This is a genomic window from Bradyrhizobium sp. UBA2491, assembly GCF_002341725.1.
Lineage (GTDB): Bacteria > Pseudomonadota > Alphaproteobacteria > Rhizobiales > Xanthobacteraceae > Bradyrhizobium.
Map to the genome: position 1 here is coordinate 1 of NZ_DDOP01000081.1, position 23,690 is coordinate 23,690.

The window sequence follows — 23,690 nt, forward strand, 5'->3', positions numbered from 1 at the left end:
TTTGAACGCCGATTGACACCTATGACTGGCAGAAGCAGTCGCCGCACGACGTGCTGCTTCTGATCGGCACCAACGACATCGGCTATCCGACCTGCGATATCGCCTGGGGTATCCTGACTGCGGTCAAGACCGTGCACGCTACATTCCCGAAGGCGCATGTCATGGTGGTCAGCATCCTGCCCCGGGGCACCAATCTGATGGGCGCGGATGACAAGATCCGCGCGGTGAACGCCACGTTGCAGCAGGCGTCGGCCTCCGCCAGGTTCGCCTTTCTCGACGTGCACGATGCCTTCGAATGCGGGCACAAGACGCCGTGTCCGCTGTTTCAGCCCGACCTCAATCTGCATCTGACCAGCGCCGGCTATGACCTGCTCACCGGGCTGCTGCGGAAGTCCATGGCCGCCGAGCCGCATAGAAACTAGCGCGTGATTTTCCTGCGCCTTCTGCGCCAGCGTGCGTTCCGCGAACGATCCGCCAGGATCGTGCGCTGCTGAAGCGTCGGCAACTGACCGGGTCTGCTGACTTTACCGTGCCGGCAGAACGAAGACCTGGCCGGGATAGATCAAATTTGGATTGCGGATCTGCTGCGAGTTGGCGCGATAGATCACCGCGTAGCGCTGCCCGGCGCCCAATGCGCGCTGGCTGATGCGCCACAGGCTGTCGCCGCGGGTCACCGTGGTCGTGGTGATGTTCGGCACGATCACCGCGGACGGCGAGCTCACATCAGGCGCGGTGGTTGCTGCCGCCGCAAGCTGCGGCGAGCCTGCACCACTGGACGACGCTGCCGGCGCCGGGATCGATGCCGTCGTCGTGTCCGGAACGTTGAACGGCACCTCGGCGCGTGCGCGCACCTTGCCGGAACTCGGGTCGACGTCGTCAAGCCGGATCCGATAGTCGCCGGGCGTCACGCCCTTGTTGATCGTGACCGAGAGGCGTCCGGCCTGGTCGGCCGTGCCTGACGTGATCAAGCTGCCGTTGAGATAGAGCCTGACGGTCGCGCCGGGAGCTGCCTGAGCACTCACATGGAGCTTGCCCCCCGGTTCGGTCTCGACTGTCTCGACAGCCATCTTCCCCGCAGCCGATGCCGTGGCCGCGGGTTGCGACAGCACCCGGACCGGCGTGTCCGGCGTCATCAGTGCCACCACCGGGCGCTCCCTGGCTGCGGCCTCGAGCGCCACCGCCACGCTCTGCTTCGAGGTCACCTGCTTGCCGTCGCGCGTGATGCGCAGGGTCAGGTCATGGTTTCCCGGCGGAAGCGGGCGCGGGACGATGACGAACTGGCCCGATTTGTCCGCCACGGCGCGATCGTACACCTCGCCATTGCGAAGCAATTCCACCGTCGCGTCGGGCAGCGCCCGGCCGGCGACGACAGTCTCGCCGGTCGGCTCGACGTTGACGATGTCGAACTCCGGCAACGCGTTGCCGTCAGGTGCTGGCGTCGGCCCTGCCAGCGCGTCGGTCAAGGCCGCGGTCTCGGTCTGCACCTTCGCCAACGCAGCCTGGTGCTGGTCTCGTGCGGAAGCCTCCGGCGCGGACGGCGCCGCCGCCATCAAGGGCGTGCTCGCGCCCGGACTTTGCTGGCTCTGACGGACGCCGAAGACGAACATCGCAGTGCCGCCGGCCGCAAGTGCCAGCAACGCTATGACCAGTTTCATCGCCGTGGCGTTCATGATCGTCATCCGCGGATGAACCCCCCGCGTGATCCAGCACCCCGTGGAAGTTCCTGGAGAGACTGCGCTCGTTTGCACCACCCATCAAGTCGGATGAAAGGATTACTCTTCTCGGGGAGCCAGGCTTGCTCTGAAGCTCACCGCCGCTCCGCGCCAAGGCATGCCGACGTCGGCGCTCGGCGTGACGCGTGAGACCGCAGTCGATGACGCGCGGCGCCATGGGCAGCTTCTGATGCAGGCTCAAAACTCCAGCGCCGCATTGTCCACCACCTCCTTCATCACGAAGAAGGTTCGGGTCTGCCGCACGCCGGGCAGCGCGATCAGCTGGTCGCCATGGATCCGGTTGAAATCCTCCATGTCGCCGACGCGGATCTTCAGGAAGTAGTCGAAGTCGCCGGCGACGAGGTGACAGTCGAGCACGAAGCTCAGCTTGGCCACCGCCTGTTCGAAGCTCGCAAAGCTTTCCGGGGTCGAGCGGTCGAGCACGACGCCGACCATGACCAGCGTGCCCTTGCCGAGCTTGCGCGGTGCCACCATGGCACGGACGCCGCTGACATACCCGTCGTCGAACAGCGCCTGGGTCCGGCGATGGCAGGTGGCGGGGCTGACGCCGACCTGATCGGCCAGCTCGGCATTGCTGAGCCGGCCGTCCTTTTGCAGCAATCTCAGTATCTTAAGATCGGTACGATCGAGCCAGTCAGGCATGGAAGAATCTTTCATCAATAACCAAATTAGTGAGAGAAAATATATCACTAGACGAAAATTCAGCAATATTCAGTAGATCGCGATGCAAAATTAGAGAGCACCTTTCGCGCCGGTGATGATAGGTCTTGTCGCTGTTCCAGACCACCAAAGAGGATGCCAGCATGCTGGAGAAATTCGCGCGCTATCCGCTCACCTTCGGGCCGACCGCCATCGAGAAGCTCGATCGGCTGTCCAAGCATCTCGGCGGCAAGGTCGAGCTCTATGCCAAGCGCGAGGATTGCAATTCCGGGCTCGCCTTCGGTGGCAACAAGCTGCGCAAGCTCGAATACATCATCCCCGACGCGATCGCCTCCAACGCCGACACGCTGGTCTCGATCGGTGGCGTGCAGTCGAACCACACCCGCATGGTTGCCGCGGTCGCGGCCAAGATCGGCATGAAGTGCCGGCTGGTGCAGGAAAGCTGGGTGCCGCATGAGGACGCGGTCTATGACCGCGTCGGCAACATCCTGCTCTCGCGCGTGATGGGCGCGGATGTGCGCCTGGTCGATGAAGGCTTTGACATCGGCATCCGCAAGAGCTGGGAGCAGGCGATCGAGGAGGTGAAGGCGGCCGGCGGCAAGCCTTACGCGATTCCGGCAGGCGCTTCCGTGCACAAATATGGCGGGCTCGGCTATGTCGGCTTCGCCGAGGAGGTGCGCGCGCAGGAGCGCCAGCTCGGCGTCAAGTTCGACTACATCATCGTCTGCACGGTGACCGGCTCGACCCATGCCGGCATGCTGGTCGGCTTCGCCGCCGACGGCCGCGCCCGCAACGTGATCGGCATCGACGGTTCGTTCACGCCCGTCCAGACCAAGGCGCAGGTGCTGTCGATCGCGCAGAACACGGCCGAGCTGGTCGAGCTCGGCCGCGACATCGTCGCGGATGATGTCGTGCTGATCGAGGACTATGCCTATCCCGCTTATGGTGTGCCCTCGGAAGAGACCAAGGAGGCGATCCGCCTCAGCGCGCGGCTGGAAGGCATGATCACCGACCCGGTCTACGAGGGAAAGTCGATGCAGGGCATGATCGACCTGGTGCAGAAGGGGTTCTTCCCGGCCGGGTCGAAGGTGCTCTATGCCCATCTCGGCGGCGCGCCGGCGCTCAACGGTTACGCCTACGCGTTCCGCAACGGATGACGCCTTGCTCCATCCGGGCTACGGGCTCTTACGGGCTGCCGCGTAAGGTCCGCGTCAGCTTGGCTCGCTACTTTCGTCGAACCGGGCGAGTCGGGAGACCATCGTGTGAAGATGAATGCGGCCGGCCGGGCCCTTGCCGCGCTCGGCATTGGCATCGTCGCTGTCGGGCATTGGTTCTGGGTTTCCGGGACCCATGGCATCGTGCCGCGCGTGCGCCTGCTGGCGATGGATAGCGCGGTCGAACTCTATGCCGGCATCTTCCTGATCGGCGTCGGCGTCCATGCTCTCGCAACCTGGTACTGGTTCAGCGATCCAAATCCGCCGACCCCGTCCTCCGTCCGGGAACAGTAGCCCTTCGGCGCCTGGCCGAATGTGTCTGGATTGACATCTTAGGAACATAATGTGAACATGCGCTCTGTAACCAGAGGGTGTGGCGATAGCCTCATCCGCAGGGGCATTGCCGGCCGAAAGCGCTGAAGATCGGGCCGCGCACCACTTGTGGGTGAATTTCTCCGCCTCCCGGGTTGGGTTGTGGCTGGGAGTGCACGTCATGCGAGTTGCGATCTGGGCGGCCGTTGCGGCCGCATGGTTGTTTGCGTCTGCAACTCCAACAAGTGCCCGCGGTCCCTACGGCTCGATCACGGTCGGCAATTGGAAAGGCGGCGCGTTCACCAACGACAAGGACGGCACGTTCACGCATTGCTCGGCGGGCACGGTCTATCAGAGCGGCATCTACTTCGTGGTGGCGATTACCGCGAATGGCAGTTGGCGGCTCGGCTTTGCCCATGAGAGCTGGCGCCTGACGCCGGGCGAGGCCTTTCCGCTCACGCTGACCTTCGACGGCCAGCCCGCGTTCAACGTCTACGGCATGCCGCTCGGCACCCAGCTCGTCAATGTCGAGATGCCGGTGACCTCCAACCTGATCAATCAGTTCCGCAAGGCGCGCCAGATGACGGCGTTCGCGCAGGGACAATTGTTCCAATTCAACCTGAATCAAACCGGACAATTGCTGCCCGCGCTGGTCAACTGCGTAGCTTCGGTGAAGAAGAACGGCATCGCCAATGCCGGGGAATTCGCGGTCGCCGCGAAGCCCGCGGCCGCACCGCCGCCGCAGCAGGCGGCTCCGAATCCGGCGCAGAAGCAGGCAAAGTCCGGCACCGGGACCGGCTTCGTGGTGAGCAGCAGCGGTCACGTCGTCACCAACCATCATGTCATCAATGGGTGCAGCGAGATCACCGGCAATTTGAGCGGCGAGGCACCGGTCAAATTGCGGCTGGTGTCTGGCGACGAGACCAACGATCTCGCGCTGCTGCAAGCGCCGTCGCCGTTCAAGGATGTCGCCAAGATCCGGCAGAATGCGATTCCGGTCGGCAATGGCGTGGTGGCGATCGGGTATCCCTATCACGGGCTGCTGACGTCCGATTTCACCGTGACCACCGGCATCGTCAGTTCGTTGAGCGGCATCCTGAACGATACCCGCTTCCTGCAGATCAGCGCCGCCGTGCAGCCGGGCAACAGCGGCGGCCCGCTGTTCGATCTCGGCGGCGGTGTGGTGGGCGTCGTGGCCGCGAAACTCGATGCCGTCACGGTCGCGCGGGCGACCGGATCGATTCCGGAGAACATCAATTTCGCGATCAAGACCGGTGCGTTGCGCGACTTCCTCGACAATAGCGCGGTGCAGTACCAAACCACCGAATGGCACGATGCGTCAAAGCGGGAGACGTCCGAGATCGCAAAGGACGCGCGCGGCTATACGCTTCTGATCACCTGCAAGGTCAACGAACAGAGCGCGGGCGCGAAGAAGCCGAAAAGCTGAGTTTGGTAGTTCAGCTCGCAGGATGGGTAGAGCGCAGCGAAACCCATCATCGTTCCGCGCATGAGATTGATGGGTTTCGCTGCGCTCTGCCCATCCTACGGTCCAAAGCATGATCCGGAAACGTGCGAAGCGGCTTTCCGGAAAGATCATGCGCAAACGAGAAGCCAAATCGAGATGTTGATTCAACCTTATCTCATCTCGCTTTAGGTCAGCCGCCGTAGCATATGCAGCGTAATCTCTGCCGGGCAATTCAGCCGCACCGGCGCGAGGCTGGTGCCGGCGCCGGCCGATGTATATCCGGCAAGTTCGCCGAAGCGCCATGCACCCCTGCCCATCCGGCGCGGCAACCGCGCTTCCAGCTTGATCGCGACGCCGCCGGGCAGGCAGAGCTGGCCGCCATGGGTATGCCCGCTCAGCATCAGGTCGAAGCCGCTTGCTGCCGCCTCGCGATAGGATTCCGGCGTATGTGCGAGCAGGACCGAGAATGCATCGCGCGGGATCGCCGTTGCGGCCCTTGGAATGTCGTCGGTGCGATAGAAATGCGCATCGTCGATCCCCGCGAGATGGATCGTTGCGCCATCGCGCGTGATCGGCTCCTGCTCATTGAACAGCATGCGGATGCCCATCGCTTCGAGTGCAGGCGTCATACGGATGCTGTCGTGGTTGCCGAGGATGCCGTAGAGCGGCCGCTTGATCCGCGCGCAGACATCCCGCATCAGCGCGAGGCTCTGCTCGAACGCGCCGAACGTCTTGCCGCGATAGTCGCCGGTCAGAACGCAGATGTCGCAGTCGATGTAGCGCACGATATCCATCAGATGGCGCATCGCACCCTGGCTGATGTCGGCATGAAGATCGCTGAGCTGAAGGATGCTGAAGCCGTCGAACGCCGTGGGCAGCCGCGTCGATGTCACCAGGTTGCGCCGCACCTCGACCCGATCGGCGTTACGCCGCGCGCGGCCATGGAGGCCGGCCAGCTTGAGCGCGGTCTCGACGATCCAAGGTGCCAGGCTCAAATTCTCGACGTTGAACAGCAGCGTGCCTTGGCCGATCAGCTGCTTCTCATGTTCGGTCTCGACAGCAAGCCGACGCGCGACATGGTCGGCGCCGATCCGCTCGATCAACTCTTGCAAAGCCGTGTCGGCCATTGTCCCCCGTGCGAACCCGCGGTGCGAAACGCGAGTCGGCGCGACACTAGCATGCGTGATCCCGGTGCGGGATACCGCTCAGACCATAGGAACGCGCTTGGCGGCGACCGCGGCCGGCGAGATCACCTCGATGTCGAGCGGCACCTGCCAGCGCTCGGTGAAGCGGACTTGCGGCGGCGCGTTGCCGTTGCGCCCACCCTCCAGCACGAAGCCGTCATAGCCGGAGTTCATCACCGCATTGCACTTCTGCACATAGATCGGGAAGCCGCCGATATACGGCATGAACACGCGGGGCCGGCCGGGAATGTTGGTGCCGACATACCAGGAGCTGCAAGTCGAGCGCAGCGAGACCGTGGAGACGTCGTTGACATGGGCGACCCAGGCGTCCTCGTCATCGCGGACCGCCTCGATCGTGCCGGCGCCGATGTCGCGCATGTGAGCGATGCAATCGGCCAGCCAGTCGACATGTTGCTCGATCGCCTGGATCATGCTTGCGAGCACCGACGGGCTGCCGGGACCGGTGATCATGAACAGGTTCGGAAAGCCCTCCGAGGCGAGGCCGAGATAGGCGCGCGGGCCGGCACGCCATTTCTCCGCCAGCGTCCGTCCGCCACGGCCGGTGATCGCGATCTTGTCGAATGAGCCGGTCATGGCGGCAAAGCCGGTGGCGGAGACGATCGCGTCGAATTTGTATTCGGTGCCTTCGACCACGATACCTTCGCTCGTGAAACGCTCGATCGGCGTCTTCGAGACGTCGACCAGCTTCACATGCGGCTGGTTGTAGGTCTCGAAGTAATTGGTGTCGACGCAGAGCCGCTTGCAGCCGAACACGTTCTGCGGGCACAGCAACTCGGCCGTCGCGGGATCCTTGACGATGCCGCGGATCTTCTCCCGCGCAAAATCGGCGATGGTGTCATTGGCCGCCTTCTCGAACAGCAGATCGCCGAAGGAGCCGAGGAAGGGCAGGCCGCCGCGCTGCCAGGCTTCCTCATAGAGCCGTTCGCGCTCTTCCTCGCTCGCCTGTAGCGCCGGCTGGGCGTTGAACAGAAAATAGAAGCCGGTCGGCCGTGCGCGCGCTTTCGCGCGCAGCTCCGGATAATGCGCCTTGGCTTCCTTCAGATAGTCCGCGGTCAGCCGCTCGTTCCACGCCGGCACCGACCAGGTCGCGGTGCGCTGGAACACGGTCAGCTCGGATGCCTGTTGCGCGATGATCGGGATCGACTGGATCGCCGACGAGCCGGTGCCGATCACGCCGACGCGGAGGCCGGTGAAGTCGACGCCCTCATGCGGCCATTCGCCGGTGTGGTAGATCGGCCCGCGGAAATCGGCCATGCCGGGAAAGGCGGGCCGGTTCGGCGCCGACAGGCAGCCGACCGCCATGATGCAGAATTTCGCGGTGACCCTGTCGCCGCGATCGGTCTCGATCAGCCAGGTGCCGTCGGCCTCGTCGAAGGTCGCCGCGGCGACGCGGGTGTCGAACACGATCTGGCTGCGCAGGTCGAAGCGATCGGCGACATGGTTGGCGTAGGCGAGAATTTCGGGCTGTGGAGAATATTTCTCCGACCAGCTCCACTCTTGATCCAATTCCTCGGAGAACGAGAAGGAATATTGCAGGCTCTCGACGTCGCAGCGCGCGCCGGGATAACGGTTCCAGTACCAGGTGCCGCCGACGCCACCGCCCGCCTCATAGACCCGCGCGGTGAAGCCGAGCCCGCGCAGCCGGTGCAGCATGTACATGCCGGCGAAGCCTGCGCCGATCACCACGGCATCGAACGATCCGGTTTCCGCAGGGCGCGCAGTTGTACGCGCGGCGCTCTCCTGAGCCATGGTCCGTCTCTTCCCTATGTCGTGTCGTCATGTCTTGGCCGCACCTCGTTGGACGCGACGACCGAAAGATTAGGGCGAGGGCGGTGCAGCCCGCAAGCGCATGGGCTGCCGCGTCGGGTATAGCTCCTATGCCGCGGTGCCGAGCGCTGCGGTATCCGGGCGCTGCCTCACTCCAGCCGCTGGACCTTGCGCAGCGCCGGGAACAGCCGCATCCAGAGCAGCGCCACCGCGACGGTGCCGATGCCGCCGATCAGGGCGGCCGGCACCGTGCCGAACAGCGCTGCCGTGACACCGCTTTCGAACTCGCCGAGTTGGTTGGAAGCGTTGACGAACAGATAGTTCACCGCGCCGACGCGGCCGCGCATCTCGTCCGGCGTCGCCAGCTGCACCAGCGAGAACCGGATCACGACGCTGACCGTGTCGGCCGCGCCCATCGCGCCGAGTGCTAGGGTCGAGAGCCAGATCTGGCGCGACAGCGCAAACACGCAGATCGCCACGCCGAATGCGATCACGCCCTGGAACATACGCAGCCCGACATGCTTCGAGATCGGATGCCGCGTCAGCATCGCGGTCATGATAAGCGCGCCGACCGCGGGTGCGGCGCGCATCACGCCGAGCGCCCACGGCCCGGCATGCAGAATATCACGGGCATAGATCGGCAATAGCGCGCTGGCGCCGCCAAGCAGCACTGCGAACAGGTCGAGCGAAATGGTGCCAAGGATCGCCGGATTGTTGCGGACGAATTTGACGCCGGCGAACAGCTGGTCGAGCGACGGCGGATCGGGCTCCTCCGCGGGGCGATCGAGCCGGATCGCGCCGCAGCAAGCCGCGCCGAGCAGCCAGAATGCTGCCATCACGACATAGGGCGCCGCCGGTGAGATCGCGTACGCGAGGCCGCCGATCGCGGGCCCGCTGATCGCCGATACTTGCCAGGCGCCGGTCCCGAGCGCGGTTGCCCGCTGTAACTGTCCATCCGGCGCAACGCCAGGCAGCAGCGCCGACAGCGCCGGGCTCTCAAATGCGCTGGCGATGCCGAACACCACCAGCACGCTGAAGATTTCCGTCACCGTCGCGCCGCCGACAAAGCTTCGCCAGCCGAGATAGGCTGCGGCAATGCCTTCCACGAGCTGACAGGCCTGGACCACCCTGCGGCGATCATAGCGGTCGGCGGCATGGCCGGCGATGAAGACCAGCAGCGCGCTCGGAATGAACTGGACCAGCCCGACCATGCCAAGATAGACGGCGCTGCCGGTCAGCTCATATATCTGCCAGCCCACCGCCACGGTCGCGATCTGGTAGGAAAATTCCGAGAAGCAGCGCGATGACAGGCACAGCAGCAGCGGCGAATGGCGCAGCAGGCTGGCCGATGCGGCTGGCGATGGCGTGGGCATATGCTACGCATGGCGGGGCGTGAGGTCGCAGTCAATAGCCTGGGCCTCGAGGCAGTTGAGAGGCGAGAGAAAGCTGCTTCGTTGCTTGCGGCAAACGGACTGTCACGGCCGAGCCGGGCACTGCCATGACAGAATGATTTGTGGCTCACGCGTTCGTCAGGCTGGTGGCGGCTTCGTCGATCAAGGCCGTCACCTCGCTCGGATGCGACGCCAGCGAGGCGTGGCCGGCTGCGAGCGTGATGATCTTGCGAGGATTCATCCGCTCCGACATCCGCTTCTGATTGTCGGGGTTGATCATCCGGTCTTCGCTGGAGATCTGATACCAGACCGGCTTTTTCCTCCAGGCCGGCGCGGTGATGTTGTCGCCGAACGTGCTGGCGAGCGGCGCCTTCTGGGTGACCGCCATCACCAGCGCTTCATCGGCGGGCAGGTCCTGGCAGAAGCTCTCGTGAAACTTGTCGGGCTTGATCCAGAGATATCCGTCGCTGTCCGGCGCCACGTTGGCAATCGCGGCCGGCGGTAGGCCTGCCGTGATGCCGCCGGGGCTCTCGCCGGCGTCGGGCGCGAAGGCCGCGATGTAGACGAGGCCGGCCACGTTCGGAAGATCGCCAGCCTCGGTGATCACAGCGCCGCCGTAGGAGTGACCGACCAGCAGCGTCGGGCCGGCCTGCTGCTTGACCATCTTGCGCAGGCGTTCGGCATCGTCGGCGAGCGAAGTGAGCGGCATCTCGACCGCTTGCAGGTCGGTGTGCCCTTTGTGCGAGAGCGCGACGATCACCTTGCTCCAGTGCGCCGCGCCTCCCCAGAATCCGTGAACCAGAATGATCGTCGGCTTGCTGCTCATGTTCAGCTCCTCTGGGGGACGTCGCCAGGGCGGTCAGCATGCGAGCACTTGACCGAGGACGTCAACAAGACAAAAAGCCCAGCCCAATAGGTGCCGTGTCAAGCTGGTGTCACAAATGAGCGTTGACGCCGAACAACAGCAGTGGCGGATGGCGGAACAGTTCCGCAGATGCGGCCTCAAGTTGCGCGGACATGCTGCTTTGATGGCTCGACGGAGCCGCTCAACATTCGGTTAATCTCGCGCCGATCTCATGACGCGCCATAAAGCGAAGCGGAACTTCATCAAACTGCTGACGTCGAAGCAGGACTCTTGAGGTCGTGCGATCCTGGAAGATTGCATGCTGTCGTCTGATCGCCGCCTTCCTTCGCGGGAGGGGCGCGCACGGTTGCCCTGGTGCCGACCATGATGGGGTGCCCGCATGAGGAGGGGATCGACCATCCCGAAGGGCAGGTTTGTCCGTATTGGGCCAACCGGGAATGCCCCCTGCCGCGTTGAGAGCGATCAGGGTGTTCGAAGACGACTTCGCCATTGCGCGGCGGCTGGCGTTGGCAGAATTTCTGAATAATGGAAAAGTACCCCTGATTTGCCCGGCGCGTCAAGCGCTTTTCGAGGTGCCCGCGGCTGCCTGCTGCCTTGCATGGGGTTGTTTTCGATATTTTCGGAGCGCGTCGCTGTGCTTCGTCGCTTCAGCGCAAACCGCCCTGCATGCTGTCGCGCGCCCCTCGCAATGAGGGAGCGTGACAGCAGGATTAGCCCTCCGTCTTGCTCACGATCCGGATCAACTCGTCGCCGTAGTGCTCGAGCTTCTTGTCGCCGATCCCGGCGATGTTGCGCAGCTCGTTCAGCGTGTCCGGACGCATCGCGGCGATGCCGTCGATGGTGGAATCGTGCAGCACCACATAGGCCGGCACGCCGCGCGCCCGCGCGACCTCCGAGCGCCAGGCGCGCAACGCCGCATGCAGCGCGGGGTTTGCGACGCCGCCCGGACTGTCGGCCGCGGGCGCGAGATCACCGCGGCGCGACTTGCCGCGAACCGCGCGGTTGCGCGCGCCTTCCGGCTGCTCGCGCAGCATCACCGCGGTCTCGCCCTTCAGCACGCCGCGGGCGCTGTCGGTCAGCTTCAGCGCACCGAAGGCGTCGCTGTCGGCGCGCAGATGACCCATCGCCACCAACTGCCGCAGCACCGCGCGCCATTGCTTCTCGTTGAGCTCGCGGCCGATGCCGAACACCGATAATTTATCGTGGTTGAACTGCTTGACCCGCTCGGTCAACCGTCCGACCAGCACGTCGATCAGGTGCATGGCGCCGAAGCGCTGCCCGGTGCGATAGACGCAGGACAGCAGCTTCTGTGCCAGCACCTTGCCGTCGCGAACCTTCGGCGGCGTCAGGCAGTTGTCGCAATTGCCGCAGCTTTCCTCGGTCCGCGCCTCGCCGAAATAGCCGAGCAGCCGCTGCCGCCGGCAATGCACCGTCTCGGCCAGCGCGACCAGCGCATCGAGCTTGCTGATCGAGACGCGCTTGAAGGCATCGGAGCCGGTCGATTCGTCGATCATGCGGCGCTGCTGCACGATGTCGGAGAGTCCATAGGCCATCCACGCCGCCGATGGCTTGCCGTCACGCCCGGCGCGTCCGGTCTCCTGGTAATAGGCCTCGATGCTCTTCGGCAGGTCGAGATGCGCGACGAAGCGCACGTCCGGCTTGTCGATGCCCATGCCGAACGCGATCGTGGCGACGATCACGATGCCGTCCTCGTTGAGGAAACGGTCCTGATGCCGGGCGCGCACGCCGGCATCGAGCCCGGCATGATAGGGCAACGCGGGAATGCCGGCCTCGCTGAGCGCCGCCGCGACGTCCTCGACCTTGGCGCGCGACAGGCAATAGACCACGCCGGCGTCGCCGGCATGGCGTTCCCTGATGAAATTCTTCAGTTGCGTGGTCGCGTTCTGCTTGTCGACGATCTCGTAGCGGATGTTGGGCCGGTCGAAGCTTGCGACGAACTCCGGCGCGTCGGTAAGTGACAGCCGCTCGGCGATCTCCTTCCGCGTCAGCGCGTCCGCGGTCGCGGTCAGCGCGATGCGCGGCACCTTGGGGAAGCGTTCGGCGAGCGCGGACAGGCCGATATATTCCGGGCGGAAGTCATGGCCCCATTGCGACACGCAATGCGCCTCGTCGATCGCAAACAACGCGATCTGCGCCTGGCCGAGCAGATTGAGGCAGCGCGGCGTCAGCAGCCGTTCCGGCGCCACATAAAGCAAATCGAGATCGCCCGCGATCAGCCGTCGCTCGACCTCGGACGCCTCCTCGTAGGACAGCGTCGAGTTCAGCACCGCGGCGTTGACGCCGGCCTCGGTGAGGCCCGCGACCTGGTCGCGCATCAGCGCGATCAGGGGCGAGACCACGATGCCGCAGCCGTCACGCAGCAGCGACGGCAACTGGTAGCACAGCGACTTGCCGCCGCCGGTCGGCATCAGCACCAGGCAGTTGCCGCCCTCGGTGACGTGGCGGATGATCTTCTCCTGCGCGCCGCGGAAGCCCGACAGGCCGAACACGGAACTGAGCACGGATCGCGCGTCGCGAGACGGATCGGATGTGCGATCGAGGGAGGGCTGGGCAGTCATGATCCCTTGCGATTTCCCCTGATTTTCTTGGGGGCAGCAGGCGGTGTTCGAACTCGTCCGGGCGAACGATACCGGAACGGAACGTGTTAATACACGTCCCAACGGCAAACTCAATTCGGGACTCGAGGCCTGGTCGGGTTGCCGCGGATCATCGCAGATATTTGCCGCGGTCGCCGGCGCGGCAGCGAGCCGTGCCGGTCCGGACGCCACTCGCGCCAGCGCCTTGTCGGAATTATCCCGGTGACCGAGAGCGGTACATTCAGGCGATCGGAGTTGGTGGCGCCGGCGGTGGCGTCATGGGTTCGACCTGGTAGCTCTTCGGCAGGTTGATCGGCCTGTAAGTCGGAACCTGCTCGATGCGTTCCAGCACCGAGGCATGGATGGTCGCGCCTTCGGGAATTGGCCGCGGCTCGCCGCGCGGCAGATAGAAGCCGAGAACGGACTTTCGCGCCGGCCATTCCTTCCACTTGTCGCTCTTCGGAATCCACTCCAGGATTTCCCAGGCGCCGGTCAGCGAATTGTGCAGCGGGGCCGTCGCGCTCGGCGGCACATATTCGTGGCTGTGTGGCGGCAGCGGCAACCCCCAGGCGAGATGGTCGATCAGTGCCTGATCCATATGCAGCCCGGCGGCCTTGGCCTGCTCGAGCATCCAGATCAGTGGAAACTTCGACGGCCCGCTCTCATCTTCCGGATAGCCGCCGCCGACGTCGGAGTGCACGCCGGCGAACCAGACCTGGCGGATGTCCTGGGGCACTTCTGTCTGCGGATCGAACGGATTCGACCGGTAGGGCTGCGGCTCCTTCCACTGGTTGAGGCGGAACATGCGCCGCCGCTCGTCGATCGAGATCGCCTGGCGGAAGCGCTTGACGCTGGAGTTGGTGCGGGTGAACAGCAGGGTCTGCATGTCGAACAGGAAGTTGTCCTGCCGCGGCACGATGATCGAGGCGACGGTGTCCCAGACGCCGACGAATTCGACGTCGATGTTGCGGCCGCCGGCGATCTGGCTGAAATGCCAGGCCTCCTTCAGCGGCGCATCGTCGAACGTGCCGTCGGGCTTCTGGGCGTCCGCGCTGGCCTTCTTGTAGGTCGAGAACGCATAGCCCGCGAGGTCGATCTGGTCGACCGGCAGCAGGCCCATCACGCGAACGAAAGCCGCCAGCACCCGCACGGTATAGGCGCCGCGGCTGAAGCCGAACATCCAGACCCGGTCGCCGGGCTCCCAGAGCCGGCACAGAAACTGGTAGGCGCCGAGCGTGTCCTCGTCGAGACCGGCGCCGAACGCCAGCCCGAACAGGCCGCGTACCTCCTGCTTGAAGCGGCCCCAACTGTTTTGCAGGCCGATCGTGCCGAGACCCGGATGATAATAAATCCGCTGCCGGTCATCCTTGTCGGTGACACGAAACAGCTTCAGCACGTTGGAAATATTGGCGCCGATCTCGTTGCCGGTGCCGTCGCAACAAATCACAATATCCTTCGGCATCCGTTTCCCCGCGGTCGCCGTGAAATTCGTGGCCCCAATCTATGGCAGGATGCGCGGAGGGTTCAATCTCCAATTGAAGACGGTTTAGTGTACGCGGTGTGACCGCCGGTGCCGCCGGCGCAGCCCCGATCCGATTGCCGCCATTGGCACCAGCTGCATACTCGCTCTCCGCGCTATCCGTAGAATTCAATTGCCACACCCCGGAAAAGGTGGGAATCTGAATGTCGATCATTGCTGTGATGCGTTGACATTCTCTCCCGTTCGGGGACTTCGCCGGTGCGCGCGATCATTTTACCTGCGGGTTGCCGCAGTTTTCTCATCATCGGCAGGAACGGATCGGCATGAGCCATCAAGCCCTCGTGACGGTCATTCTCGCGGGTCTGGTGGTGATTGCGTTCGGATTGTTCTGGTGGGTCGGTGTCTATTCCGATCGCGTCTTTGCCAAACGATTTCGCGCTCGCTTTCCCGAGAGGACATTGAGCTACACCGGCGACCAGCTTGGCGAACTGGTGCAGTCCGATCTTCGGATGAAATATGTCTTTCCGATCCTGTTCCCGCTCGATCTCATCGTCATGCTGGCGCTGGCGGGCGCGTTGGGCGCGGCGTCATCGCACTTGCTCAAGCAGTTCTATCCGGTCGCAGCGCCGCTCGGCCTGGTGGTGCCGGCGGTTTATCTGCTCAGCGACCTGATCGAGGACTGTCTGCTGGCATGGCTGTTGCTGCGCGGCGACCGGCACGAGGCCGCGCGCTCGGTTTCGGTCCTGAAGGCGATCACGACGATCAAGTTCGCGAGCATCTTCGCATCGATCGCGTTGACGCTGATCGCCTTCGTCGGCTGGCTGTTCCACAACGAAGCGATTGCGATCTGAGACGGGCTGAGACCGTCATCGGCGCTGCCGTCTATTGATAGGTCGCCACGATGTCGGACACCGCACGCTCGAGCTGCCGTGCGGTGGCGCATTGGCGCACCGCGGTGCAGAAGGTCGCGTAGCGCGGCATCTCGGAATCGCCGAAGCCCCAGACCATGCGGCCCTCGGGGTTGAGCCACACCAGCCGTTTGGAGCGTTCGCCGATGCGGCGCAGGATGTCGGCGCGCGGATCGAGGTTGTTGCTGCGGGCGTCGCCGAGCACGATCACCGTGGTCTGCGGCGTGATCGCGCTCATCCAATTGTCCTCGAAATCGGCGAACGAGTTGCCGTAGTCGGACGAGCCGAAGCCGACCTTGGACATGATCTCCTTCATCGCCTCTTCCGGCGACATCGATTCCAGGATGTCGCTGACCTCGATCAAATGGCCCGAGAAGGCGAACGAACGGACGTCGTCGACCACCTCATGCAGGCTGTGGATCAGGAGCAGGAAGAAGTCCGAGACGCGGGCGACCGAGCCCGAAACGTCGCACAGCGCCACGATCTTCGGTCGGTCGCGGTGCTTGCGCTTCCACGCGGTCAGGAACGGCACGCCGCCCCAGGCCGCGTTGCGCCGCAGCGTGCGGCGGACGTCGAGATGGCCGCGACGTTGGCGCTTGCGCGGCTTGGAATAGCGTTCGCGCAGCCGCCGCGCGATCTGGCGGATCAGCGCACGCATCTGCTCGACCTGCCGCGGCTCGATCCGCGCCAGCGGCGCGTTGCGCAGGATCTCGTTGCGCAGGTTCTCCGCTTCCTCGCGGCCGTAGAGCAGCAGCGCCTGCGAGACCGCGTCGCGAACCGTGCCGCGCAGGCCGTTGAGCGCCTCCTGCAAACGTTCGGCGAGCGCCGGATTGCGCGTGGTCTGCTCGTCGATGTCATCGCGCAGGCGCTGGATGCCCATCGCGTCGAGGATACGGGTCTGGAAGATGCCGCGCTGGGTGAAGTAGCGGATGTCGGGCAGCGAGGCGGCGCCGGAGGCGTTGGCGATCGCCGTCGAGATCGCGGAACGATCCTGCGACAGCAGCATCTGCGCCAGCGAGCCGATATTCTCGTTGGCCGCGCCGCCTGACGTATCGCCATGCTCATCGGCCGAGGGGTTGGCGCCGGATGCGCTGCTGTCGTCAGCCTTGTTCTGCTCGGTGCTCTCCTGCTGCGGCTCGGGCTGGCTGAAGAACAGGTCGAAGCATTCGCCGAGCGAGCGCTTCTCGTCCTGGGTCTTGGCGAGTGTCAGCAGGAAGGTGTCGCGCAGGACGTCGCGGTCGGCAAAGCCGACCTGGGCGACCGCCCGCATCGCGTCGATGCTTTCGGCGGGCGAGACCCGGACACCGGCCCCCCGCGCCGCACGAAAGAAGCGATGCAGGTTCTCGCGCATCTTCTAAAGCGCGATGAAATTGGATTGAATTGTCATCGCGCTTTAGCTCCTTCTTTGAGCATGATCTTGTCGGAAAACCGCTTCACACTTTTCCGGATCATGCCTTAGCTGAACACGCCCTGGCGCGATGCCTTGGCGATGAAGGACGAGATCTGCGGCGTCGCGGCCTCGATGTCGGCCTCGTATTTCAGCAGCACGTTGAGCGTGTCCTTGACGATCTCGTGGTCGAGCTCGTTCGTCTGCAGCAGCACCAGCACGCGTGCCCAATCGATCGCCTCGCTGACCGAGGGCAGCTTCTTCAGGTCGAGCGAGCGGATCTCGTGGATGAAGCCGACCATCTGCTTGCGCAGGGTCTGCGAGATGCCGGGCACCCGGCTCTCGACGATGCGCTCTTCCAGCTTCTGCTCGGGGAAACCGATATGCAGATGCAAGCAGCGCCGCTTCAGGGCGTCGCCGAGGTCGCGTTCGCTGTTCGAGGTCAGGATCACGGTCGGCGGCGCCACCGCGGAGACGGTGCCGAGCTCGGGGATCGTGACCTGGAAGTCCGAGAGGATCTCCAAAAGCAGCGATTCGAATTCGGCGTCCGATTTGTCGATCTCGTCGATCAAGAGCACGCAGCCGGCCGGCTGCTCCAGCGCCTGCAACAGCGGCCGCGGCTCGACAAACTCCTTGGAGAAGAACACGTCGCCGAAGGTGTGGAGCTGGTCGAGTGCCGCCGCCAGCGTCTGCGCGCCGCCGAGCACCTCGCCGAGCTTATCCTTCAGGATCTGGGTGTAGAGCAGCTGTTTGGCGTATTTCCACTCATACAGTGCCTTGGCCTCGTCGAGGCCCTCATAGCATTGCAGGCGGATCATCTTCATGCCGCGCCAGGCGGCGATCGCCTTGGCCAGCTCGGTCTTGCCGACGCCGGCAGGGCCCTCGACCAGGATCGGCTTCTCGATCTGCTGCGACAGATAGACCGCGGTCGCGATCTGCCGGCTTGCAATATAGCCTTGCGCGGCGAGGCCGCTTTCCACGGCCTCGATCGAGGCGGTGGGCCTGGTATCAGCCACGAGGGTCAGCTCCGAATTACCTTGAACTCGGACCTGTTCTGCGCCCGTTGCGGGCAAAGCACAAGGCTCGTTTGGCCCGCGATGGCTGGAGACCAAAGGCTGGGGTTAGCGCATGGTTCGGGGTATTTCCGCCGAGCGCAATACGGCTGAGACGCTGCCGCTAGCCGGCGCAGCTCTTCACGAAATCCTTGCGCTGCGGGCCGGTGATCTTCTGGTCGATGGCCTGTTTCAGGCAGTCGAGATGCGCCTGCGCCATGCAGAGCTGCATCTGGTCGCGCTTGTCCTGACCCTTCAGCGCCTGGGTGGAGCTCTGGCAGGCTGCGCGCTTGGCGCCGGGCACGGGCGCGGCCGCAGCAGTGCTCTCCTGCGCGGGAGCCGCCGCTGGCGCTGCTGCGGCAGGGGCCGGGGTCGATTGCGCGAGAGCCGCGAACGAGACCAGCAGGGAGCCGGCCGAGACGAGGGCGACGACGAGACGTTTCATGGAATCTGCCTCCGCAAGCATCGTCCGGAAACGGGGATGCTGTTTCCGGAAACACGCTCAGATCAGGAAAGAGGCTTATGATTAGGAAGCTTTGGCTGAATGCCCGGTGAATGTGGCCGGAACCGACTTCACCTCAGCGTGAGGCCGGTCGCGGCCTCGAGCTCGGAGATCGCCTGCGCGGCGTTCGCGACCTTGATCGTGGTCATGCCCATCTCGCGCGCCGGCTTCAGATTGACGCCGAGATCGTCGAGATAGACGCAGTTGTTTGGATTGACCTGGAGCGTCTCCACCATCATCCGGTAGATGCGCGGATCGGGCTTGCGCAGGCCGATCTTGGCGGACTCGATGACGTGATCGAACAGCGCCATCACCTCGGCGACATACAGCGTGCGTCCGCTGTGGCTGCCGATCGCATTCGACGGCAGGTTGTTGGTGATGCAGCCGGTCTTGAATTTCGCCTTGATGCGCTTCAGCGCCTCGACCATTTCGGGCCGCAGGTCGCCGGACAGCAGCGGCAGCACGTCCTTGCCGCGCACCTCGGCGCCGAGCGCCTTCGATTCCGATGCGAACAGCTCGTCGAACGCGTCGATACCGATCTCGGCGCGCTCGAACTTGGCCCAGGCGTTCTCGAGATGGTTGGCGGCGTTGGTGCGGCGGATGATGTCGATCGGCAGGCCGCGCTCGGTCTCATAGCGCGCGAATGCCTCGAACGGCGAGGTGGTCAAGACGCCGCCGAAATCCCAGATCACTGCCTCGATCATCAAAATCCCTGCCCGTTGCAAAGCGGCGGCTTCGCCTCGGTTCTTCCGCCGGTTCGGCGGAAGACAGGGAAACGCGCGTCAAGCCCTCTTTATTGGAAGTGGCGCCGGTCAGGCAAGCCGCCAGTTCGCGGCAAACTCCGCCGCGCGGAAGACTCACCACACCATCGGCACCAGGCGGTAGCGCACGCGGGTGAGATACTCGGCATAGCCATCGAGCTCGGCGGTGAGCATCCGCTCCTCCATCATCGACCGCAGGCCAAGCAACGCCATCATCACCGGCACGATGACGAGGCCCCACCAGGATCCCAGCAGCAGCGGCGTGCCGAGATAGGTCAGCAGGCCGCTGGCGTAGATCGGGTGGCGCACATAGGCGTAAGGCCCCGTGGTCACCGCGGCGTGCCCGCGCTCGCGCTGGATTTTCACCACCGGCGCGGCGTAGCTGTTCTCCCGGTAGGTCCGGTAGACGATGTAGAACGATGCCGCGATCATGACGGCGCCGGCGCATTGCAGCCAGAACGGGATGAACGAGGTCTGGTAGCGCATCGCGTCGAGCGCCATCAGCGGCAGCCATGTCAGCCACAATAACGGCATGATCGAGGTGATGACGCGATCCCACCCGGCCTGGCCGCGCGCGGTACGCCGCTCGGCCAGCAATCCCGGATCATGCCTGGCGAGCCAGGCTTCGGTGATCAGCCCGCCGATCGTGATCTCGGCGAGGAACACCCAGCCGCCGGCCCATCGCATGGTACCGGCCGCGAGAAAGAGGAGCGATCCGAGGCCCACGCATGTGAAGGCGGCGCGACGCAGATTGATGCGAGGAGAATTGCCGTTCTGGTCCATGTCTCTCTCCGACAAATGGCAACGGCCGCGCCGCCAATCGGGCGGGCCGTTGCAGGCCTGGGCAGCGGATCGCAGCGATAATCAGTGCGCGACGCCGATCACGGCCGACGCGTCCAGTTTCGCGCCTGTCCGGAGTAGACCTTGCTCGGCATTGCGCGGGCGGTGGGGTCGAGCAGGATCTTCATCGCGGTGTTGAGCCGCGCCTCCGAATGCGGCGAGCCGTCATGGCGCATCTGCTGCGGAGCGCCGGGGCCTTGCGGCGGCGCCATGTAACTCGACGTGGTCGGCGGGGCGGGCGTGGTGGCGATCTTCGGACGGGCGACAACGGCTGCCTCCAACGGGCGCCGCGCGTCGGCTATGCTCGACGCTGCGGATGGCGCTTCCGCCGGCGGCGGAGAGGCGGCGCTGTCGGATCCGGATTTGCGGGGCGTTCTTGCCATGGCATCGGCTCCATAGGTTCGGTGATGACGATAGTTTCAGGATTTGGACCTCAGGACTTGTCCTCGTCGGATGTGGTGCGTTTGGCGATGATCGGGTTGCGGTCGCTGATCGCGGCGAGCAGCGCGGCATGGGTCACGACTGACGATACGACGATCTTTCCGGAGGGTTCGATCCGGCGACCGTTCCGCGGTTGCTGTGGGCTCTTGGCGGTGGATTTTTCCATCATGGCAGCCTCCTCTCGGCAGGGGTGGGGCCCGACTGCGCCGGGCCCCGAGTTTGGCGATCAGATGCCGAAAGCACCGAGGACGCCCGGCAGCGCCTGCACAACGCCACCGACGATGTCCTGCCAGCCCTGCGGGTTGACCGAACCGTTGGTCGCCACTTCGGCAATCCGCTTCGGACCGCGCTCGATGCCCTCACACTGGATCGGGCTACGCACGCTGCCGAAGGTCTCAAAGTCGTTCCTTGCGTACATGTTCAGCTCCTTCTTTCGGTTTGAATTGACGGCGACTACGGGAGGTGAGCACCGACCGGGGCAGCCGTCGCTGGACGTCGCCCAGGGGATCGCTCATCGCGTCGATCCCCTGAACCACGTGACGCCAATTCGCGCCACGTTCTGATCTCCTCCGGACGCAGAGGAGCAATCGCGTCAATAGACCTGCCAGTTCCGCAGCGGCCCGACCGCCACCGGCACCACGTCGCTCACGTCGATCGTGTACTGATAGACTTCGCGCGCCTGGGTCAGGACTTGCGTCGGGTTGAAGAAGCGGTAGGTCACGTCGTGGCAGATCGAGTCGGGGCGGCAGATCACGCTCTGGTCGACCTCGACAGTGTCGAGCCGCAGGCCCTTCTTGGCGACGTCGCTGAAGATCTTCCGCGTGTTGTAGGCGTTCATCGCGGAGTAGTTCAGCGCGCGATCCTGCGGCGAGAGGCCGACATTGCGGAACTCATTGTAGATCCGCTCGAGGAAGCCCTCGGCGCCGGCCGGCCAGGTGTCGGCGTCGGGTCCGAACAGCGTGTAGAGATCCCACTGGTAGAAGCCGCGCCAATCGGTCACCAGCGTCGGCACGACGGTGCCGTTCAGCAGCTTGGTCGTGTTGGTGCTGTCGACCCAGCCGGCCATCGAGACCCGCGCAACACCGCCGCGCGGCGGGAATGCCGGGGGCGTGACCGGTCGCGCATCGGCTTCGGCCACGGCCGCTGTCGCGATCACCACCGTGCGGGTCGTCGCCGGATCGTCGTGCGAGACTTCCTGGTGCCACAGCGCGAGGATCAGCGCGGCGAAGAACCCGAGACCGAACACATCGAGCGGCTTGATCGCGTAGATCGGGATCGAATCGATCGTCATCGTCCAGGTGATCGCGTCGGCGTCCGGGAAGTTGTTGCCGGCGCCGGCCGGCGTCGCGGTCTCGCCTTCGGCCTGGTTCAGCAGATAGCGCGCCATGATCGCCGGATTGTAGGGGGCCGACGTATCGCCGGAGCGATCGCGCTCCGGTCCGAATGCCGGATCGCCGCGTCCGATCAGGCTGTCGCGCCAGTTGGCGATCGCCTGCACGAAGTAATCGAGGCGGGCTTCCTTGCCGAAATCGTAGAACAACCTGCCGATCGGGAAGGCGAGCTGACCGGTGGACTCCGGCGTCGCGCCCTGCGGGCGCATGCCGCCGCCACAGCCGCAGCTCTTCTCGCTGGTCCGCACCGCGGGGGCTTCATACATCGGCAGCGCCTGCGGCACTGCGACGGGATACGCATTGCTCGGCATCAGTGCCGGCAATTGCTGCGGTTGCAGCCAGGTTTGCGGCATCATGCCGGCGGCTGGCATCGCCATCTGCGGCATCATCATCGGCGGCATCACCATCTGCGGCGCTGGTGCCGGCATCCAGACCATGTCGCCGCCGGGATAAGGGGCGTGGTACGGATAGGGCGCGGGCGCTGCGATCGGCGCGGCGACGACGCCGTGATCAACGGGGGCCGCCATGGCCGCAGGTGCGGCCGGCTGGGCCTCGCTTGGCGTGATCCCGGCGCTGCTTCGCAGGACCGAGCCGTCCGGCCCGAAGATGCGCGGAGCCGATGGTGCAGACATTGCTGATAGATCTCCCATGGAACCCTCTCTGGTTGCAGTTGGCTGAGCGGCGGATGACGGTTGGACGAAAGGGCGCGCGGTCACTCCCCAGAAGCGGGGAGGCGCGGCCGTGGCACCCGACGGCATGACGGCGTCCGCCTGCTCGCCAAGCAGGGCGGCGACAGCCGCGGGAATATCGAGCCGTCCGGCGAGACAGCGCGAAGCGCCGCTGTCGCTGCGGCAGGGCACGGCGCTTTCGAGCAGCGCGGCACGGACGGCTTGCGGATCGGCCTTGCGTCCGTTTTGGCGCAGGCATGAAAGCAGCAGCGCGACGACGCCGGTGACGATCGGCGCGGCGAAGCTCGTTCCCGAACGCAGGCTGACATTGCGGACCGGCGAGGCGCCGGCGATGTTCTCGCCCGGCGCCAGGATGCCGTTCTCGAGATAGGCGTCGCCGAAATTGCTGAACGGCAGCGGATTGCCGGCCAGATCGCATGCGCCGACCGCGAGCACCGAGGCGAGGCTGCCCGGCACCTGAACGCAGCGGCAGCCGTCATTGCCGGCGGCGGCGACGATCAGCTTGCCGGCGCGTTCGCAGGCGCGCACCGCATCGACCAGGATGCGGTCGGCCTGTCCGGTCACGGACTGCTGGCCGCTGCTGATGTTGATGATGTCGGCGCCGACGGCGAGCGCCTGGTTGATCGCGAGCGCGAGAGTACTCTGCGAGGACGGCTCGATCTGGCCGCCGGCATTCTCGCGATAGATCGAGAACACGGTGGCGCTGCAATTCGGCGCGACGCCAAGCACCGGGCTGCCGGGCGTGCCCATCAGCACGCTCGTGACATGGGTGCCGTGCTCGGACTGGATCGTCGGCGAAGACGGCGCGACGAACTCGCCACCCATCGCGACACGGGCCTGCCTGAGCGAGGGATGATTGAGGTCGACGGGGCCGTCGATGATCGCGATCTTCACCGCGGGATCGCCACCCGACGTTCTCTGCCACAAGGCAGCCAGACCAGCGATCTCGGCAACTGGATTCATGAAATGATTCCCGACCGATCCGCCGCGCGTCCGCGCAGCCGATCCGCTTTTCGCGGCAATTGGATTC

The 23,690-nt window shown here is 64.9% G+C and carries 22 protein-coding genes; 5 read left to right on the forward strand and 17 right to left on the reverse strand.

The annotated features are described in order from the left end of the window. Positions 1-50 precede the first annotated feature (50 nt). Positions 51-422 (forward strand): SGNH/GDSL hydrolase family protein, encoded by a 372-nt coding sequence (locus B2W55_RS28035; RefSeq protein ID WP_291532485.1) that lies wholly within the window; start codon positions 51-53, stop codon positions 420-422. A gap of 102 nt (positions 423-524) precedes the next feature. Here the strand turns inward: B2W55_RS28035 and B2W55_RS28040 are convergent, their stop codons facing one another. Together B2W55_RS28040 and B2W55_RS28045 are read right to left on the reverse strand one after the other, a co-directional pair. After that, a complete protein-coding gene (locus B2W55_RS28040) occupies positions 525-1,670 on the reverse strand; it encodes a LysM peptidoglycan-binding domain-containing protein (protein WP_244442110.1) in 1,146 nt (381 codons plus the stop codon). A 240-nt stretch (positions 1,671-1,910) separates the two neighbouring features. Beyond that, positions 1,911-2,375, reverse strand: a complete 465-nt coding sequence (locus tag B2W55_RS28045; RefSeq protein ID WP_024578694.1) for an Lrp/AsnC family transcriptional regulator — start codon at positions 2,373-2,375, stop codon at positions 1,911-1,913. 161 nt (positions 2,376-2,536) lie between these two features. On the opposite strand from B2W55_RS28045, the gene B2W55_RS28050 reads away from it, so the two are divergent. The 3 genes from B2W55_RS28050 to B2W55_RS28060 all read left to right on the forward strand — a co-directional run bounded on the left by B2W55_RS28050 (position 2,537) and on the right by B2W55_RS28060 (position 5,366). Further along, complete coding sequence (locus tag B2W55_RS28050) at positions 2,537-3,550, forward strand: 1-aminocyclopropane-1-carboxylate deaminase (RefSeq protein WP_024578695.1); 1,014 nt, start codon at positions 2,537-2,539, stop codon at positions 3,548-3,550. Positions 3,551-3,661: 111 nt separating this feature from the next. Further along, the gene (locus tag B2W55_RS28055; protein ID WP_024578696.1) at positions 3,662-3,901 is read left to right on the forward strand and encodes a hypothetical protein; all 240 of its coding nucleotides are present in this window, start codon (positions 3,662-3,664) and stop codon (positions 3,899-3,901) included. A gap of 199 nt (positions 3,902-4,100) precedes the next feature. Beyond that, positions 4,101-5,366 (forward strand): S1C family serine protease, encoded by a 1,266-nt coding sequence (locus tag B2W55_RS28060; protein WP_024578697.1) that lies wholly within the window; start codon positions 4,101-4,103, stop codon positions 5,364-5,366. Positions 5,367-5,569: 203 nt separating this feature from the next. Here the strand turns inward: B2W55_RS28060 and B2W55_RS28065 are convergent, their stop codons facing one another. From B2W55_RS28065 to B2W55_RS28090, 6 genes are all read right to left on the reverse strand, one after another. Beyond that, positions 5,570-6,511: a metallophosphoesterase gene (locus tag B2W55_RS28065; RefSeq protein WP_024578698.1), complete on the reverse strand. Its 942-nt coding sequence runs from the start codon at positions 6,509-6,511 to the stop codon at positions 5,570-5,572. Positions 6,512-6,589: 78 nt separating this feature from the next. Continuing rightward, the gene (locus B2W55_RS28070) at positions 6,590-8,338 is read right to left on the reverse strand and encodes a flavin-containing monooxygenase (RefSeq protein ID WP_024578699.1); all 1,749 of its coding nucleotides are present in this window, start codon (positions 8,336-8,338) and stop codon (positions 6,590-6,592) included. Positions 8,339-8,505: 167 nt separating this feature from the next. Further along, positions 8,506-9,729 carry an MFS transporter gene (locus tag B2W55_RS28075; RefSeq protein ID WP_024578700.1) on the reverse strand — a complete coding sequence of 408 codons (1,224 nt, stop codon included), beginning with the start codon at positions 9,727-9,729 and terminating at the stop codon, positions 8,506-8,508. A 145-nt stretch (positions 9,730-9,874) separates the two neighbouring features. Then, on the reverse strand, positions 9,875-10,573 hold the full coding sequence (locus B2W55_RS28080) for an alpha/beta hydrolase (RefSeq protein ID WP_024578701.1): 699 nt from the start codon (positions 10,571-10,573) through the stop codon (positions 9,875-9,877). Positions 10,574-11,322: 749 nt separating this feature from the next. After that, the gene (recQ, locus tag B2W55_RS28085; RefSeq protein ID WP_024578702.1) at positions 11,323-13,191 is read right to left on the reverse strand and encodes a DNA helicase RecQ; all 1,869 of its coding nucleotides are present in this window, start codon (positions 13,189-13,191) and stop codon (positions 11,323-11,325) included. Positions 13,192-13,450: 259 nt separating this feature from the next. Continuing rightward, a complete protein-coding gene (locus B2W55_RS28090; RefSeq protein WP_024578703.1) occupies positions 13,451-14,671 on the reverse strand; it encodes a DUF2235 domain-containing protein in 1,221 nt (406 codons plus the stop codon). Positions 14,672-15,012: 341 nt separating this feature from the next. Here B2W55_RS28090 and B2W55_RS28095 point away from each other — a divergent pair, with 341 nt between their 5' ends. Further along, positions 15,013-15,540, forward strand: a complete 528-nt coding sequence (locus tag B2W55_RS28095) for a hypothetical protein (protein WP_244442111.1) — start codon at positions 15,013-15,015, stop codon at positions 15,538-15,540. A 31-nt stretch (positions 15,541-15,571) separates the two neighbouring features. Here B2W55_RS28095 and B2W55_RS28100 read toward each other — a convergent pair whose 3' ends face one another. From B2W55_RS28100 to B2W55_RS28140, 9 genes are all read right to left on the reverse strand, one after another. Next, positions 15,572-16,948 (reverse strand): vWA domain-containing protein, encoded by a 1,377-nt coding sequence (locus tag B2W55_RS28100; RefSeq protein WP_024578705.1) that lies wholly within the window; start codon positions 16,946-16,948, stop codon positions 15,572-15,574. 104 nt (positions 16,949-17,052) lie between these two features. Then, a complete protein-coding gene (locus B2W55_RS28105; RefSeq protein WP_024578706.1) occupies positions 17,053-18,000 on the reverse strand; it encodes an AAA family ATPase in 948 nt (315 codons plus the stop codon). A gap of 160 nt (positions 18,001-18,160) precedes the next feature. Then, positions 18,161-18,481, reverse strand: a complete 321-nt coding sequence (locus tag B2W55_RS28110) for a hypothetical protein (protein ID WP_024578707.1) — start codon at positions 18,479-18,481, stop codon at positions 18,161-18,163. 128 nt (positions 18,482-18,609) lie between these two features. Continuing rightward, positions 18,610-19,242, reverse strand: a complete 633-nt coding sequence (locus B2W55_RS28115) for an HAD-IA family hydrolase (protein ID WP_192827255.1) — start codon at positions 19,240-19,242, stop codon at positions 18,610-18,612. 153 nt (positions 19,243-19,395) lie between these two features. After that, a complete protein-coding gene (locus B2W55_RS28120; RefSeq protein ID WP_024578709.1) occupies positions 19,396-20,082 on the reverse strand; it encodes a methyltransferase family protein in 687 nt (228 codons plus the stop codon). Positions 20,083-20,180: 98 nt separating this feature from the next. Then, positions 20,181-20,522: a hypothetical protein gene (locus tag B2W55_RS28125; protein ID WP_145987216.1), complete on the reverse strand. Its 342-nt coding sequence runs from the start codon at positions 20,520-20,522 to the stop codon at positions 20,181-20,183. A gap of 50 nt (positions 20,523-20,572) precedes the next feature. After that, a complete protein-coding gene (locus B2W55_RS28130; RefSeq protein ID WP_168200235.1) occupies positions 20,573-20,749 on the reverse strand; it encodes a hypothetical protein in 177 nt (58 codons plus the stop codon). Between the two features lie 57 nt (positions 20,750-20,806). After that, on the reverse strand, positions 20,807-20,998 hold the full coding sequence (locus B2W55_RS28135; protein ID WP_021078101.1) for a hypothetical protein: 192 nt from the start codon (positions 20,996-20,998) through the stop codon (positions 20,807-20,809). 174 nt (positions 20,999-21,172) lie between these two features. Then, a complete protein-coding gene (locus B2W55_RS28140) occupies positions 21,173-23,623 on the reverse strand; it encodes a S8 family serine peptidase (protein WP_024578710.1) in 2,451 nt (816 codons plus the stop codon). Between the last annotated feature and the right edge of the window lie 67 nt (positions 23,624-23,690).

Bases quoted from the DNA above. Each gene is read 5' to 3' on its own strand.
- B2W55_RS28135 (WP_021078101.1), bottom strand. From the start codon at position 20,998: ATGTACGCAAGGAACGACTTTGAGACCTTCGGCAGCGTGCGTAGCCCG.
- B2W55_RS28055 (WP_024578696.1), top strand. From the start codon at position 3,662: ATGAATGCGGCCGGCCGGGCCCTTGCCGCGCTCGGCATTGGCATCGTC.
- B2W55_RS28045 (WP_024578694.1), bottom strand. From the start codon at position 2,375: ATGCCTGACTGGCTCGATCGTACCGATCTTAAGATACTGAGATTGCTG.
- recQ (WP_024578702.1), bottom strand. From the start codon at position 13,191: ATGACTGCCCAGCCCTCCCTCGATCGCACATCCGATCCGTCTCGCGAC.
- B2W55_RS28040 (WP_244442110.1), bottom strand. From the start codon at position 1,670: ATGAACGCCACGGCGATGAAACTGGTCATAGCGTTGCTGGCACTTGCG.
- B2W55_RS28050 (WP_024578695.1), top strand. From the start codon at position 2,537: ATGCTGGAGAAATTCGCGCGCTATCCGCTCACCTTCGGGCCGACCGCC.
- B2W55_RS28125 (WP_145987216.1), bottom strand. From the start codon at position 20,522: ATGGCAAGAACGCCCCGCAAATCCGGATCCGACAGCGCCGCCTCTCCG.
- B2W55_RS28130 (WP_168200235.1), bottom strand. From the start codon at position 20,749: ATGATGGAAAAATCCACCGCCAAGAGCCCACAGCAACCGCGGAACGGT.
- B2W55_RS28115 (WP_192827255.1), bottom strand. From the start codon at position 19,242: ATGATCGAGGCAGTGATCTGGGATTTCGGCGGCGTCTTGACCACCTCG.
- B2W55_RS28090 (WP_024578703.1), bottom strand. From the start codon at position 14,671: ATGCCGAAGGATATTGTGATTTGTTGCGACGGCACCGGCAACGAGATC.
- B2W55_RS28080 (WP_024578701.1), bottom strand. From the start codon at position 10,573: ATGAGCAGCAAGCCGACGATCATTCTGGTTCACGGATTCTGGGGAGGC.
- B2W55_RS28140 (WP_024578710.1), bottom strand. From the start codon at position 23,623: ATGAATCCAGTTGCCGAGATCGCTGGTCTGGCTGCCTTGTGGCAGAGA.
- B2W55_RS28065 (WP_024578698.1), bottom strand. From the start codon at position 6,511: ATGGCCGACACGGCTTTGCAAGAGTTGATCGAGCGGATCGGCGCCGAC.
- B2W55_RS28095 (WP_244442111.1), top strand. From the start codon at position 15,013: ATGAGCCATCAAGCCCTCGTGACGGTCATTCTCGCGGGTCTGGTGGTG.
- B2W55_RS28060 (WP_024578697.1), top strand. From the start codon at position 4,101: ATGCGAGTTGCGATCTGGGCGGCCGTTGCGGCCGCATGGTTGTTTGCG.
- B2W55_RS28100 (WP_024578705.1), bottom strand. From the start codon at position 16,948: ATGCGCGAGAACCTGCATCGCTTCTTTCGTGCGGCGCGGGGGGCCGGT.
- B2W55_RS28075 (WP_024578700.1), bottom strand. From the start codon at position 9,729: ATGCCCACGCCATCGCCAGCCGCATCGGCCAGCCTGCTGCGCCATTCG.
- B2W55_RS28110 (WP_024578707.1), bottom strand. From the start codon at position 18,481: ATGAAACGTCTCGTCGTCGCCCTCGTCTCGGCCGGCTCCCTGCTGGTC.
- B2W55_RS28120 (WP_024578709.1), bottom strand. From the start codon at position 20,082: ATGGACCAGAACGGCAATTCTCCTCGCATCAATCTGCGTCGCGCCGCC.
- B2W55_RS28070 (WP_024578699.1), bottom strand. From the start codon at position 8,338: ATGGCTCAGGAGAGCGCCGCGCGTACAACTGCGCGCCCTGCGGAAACC.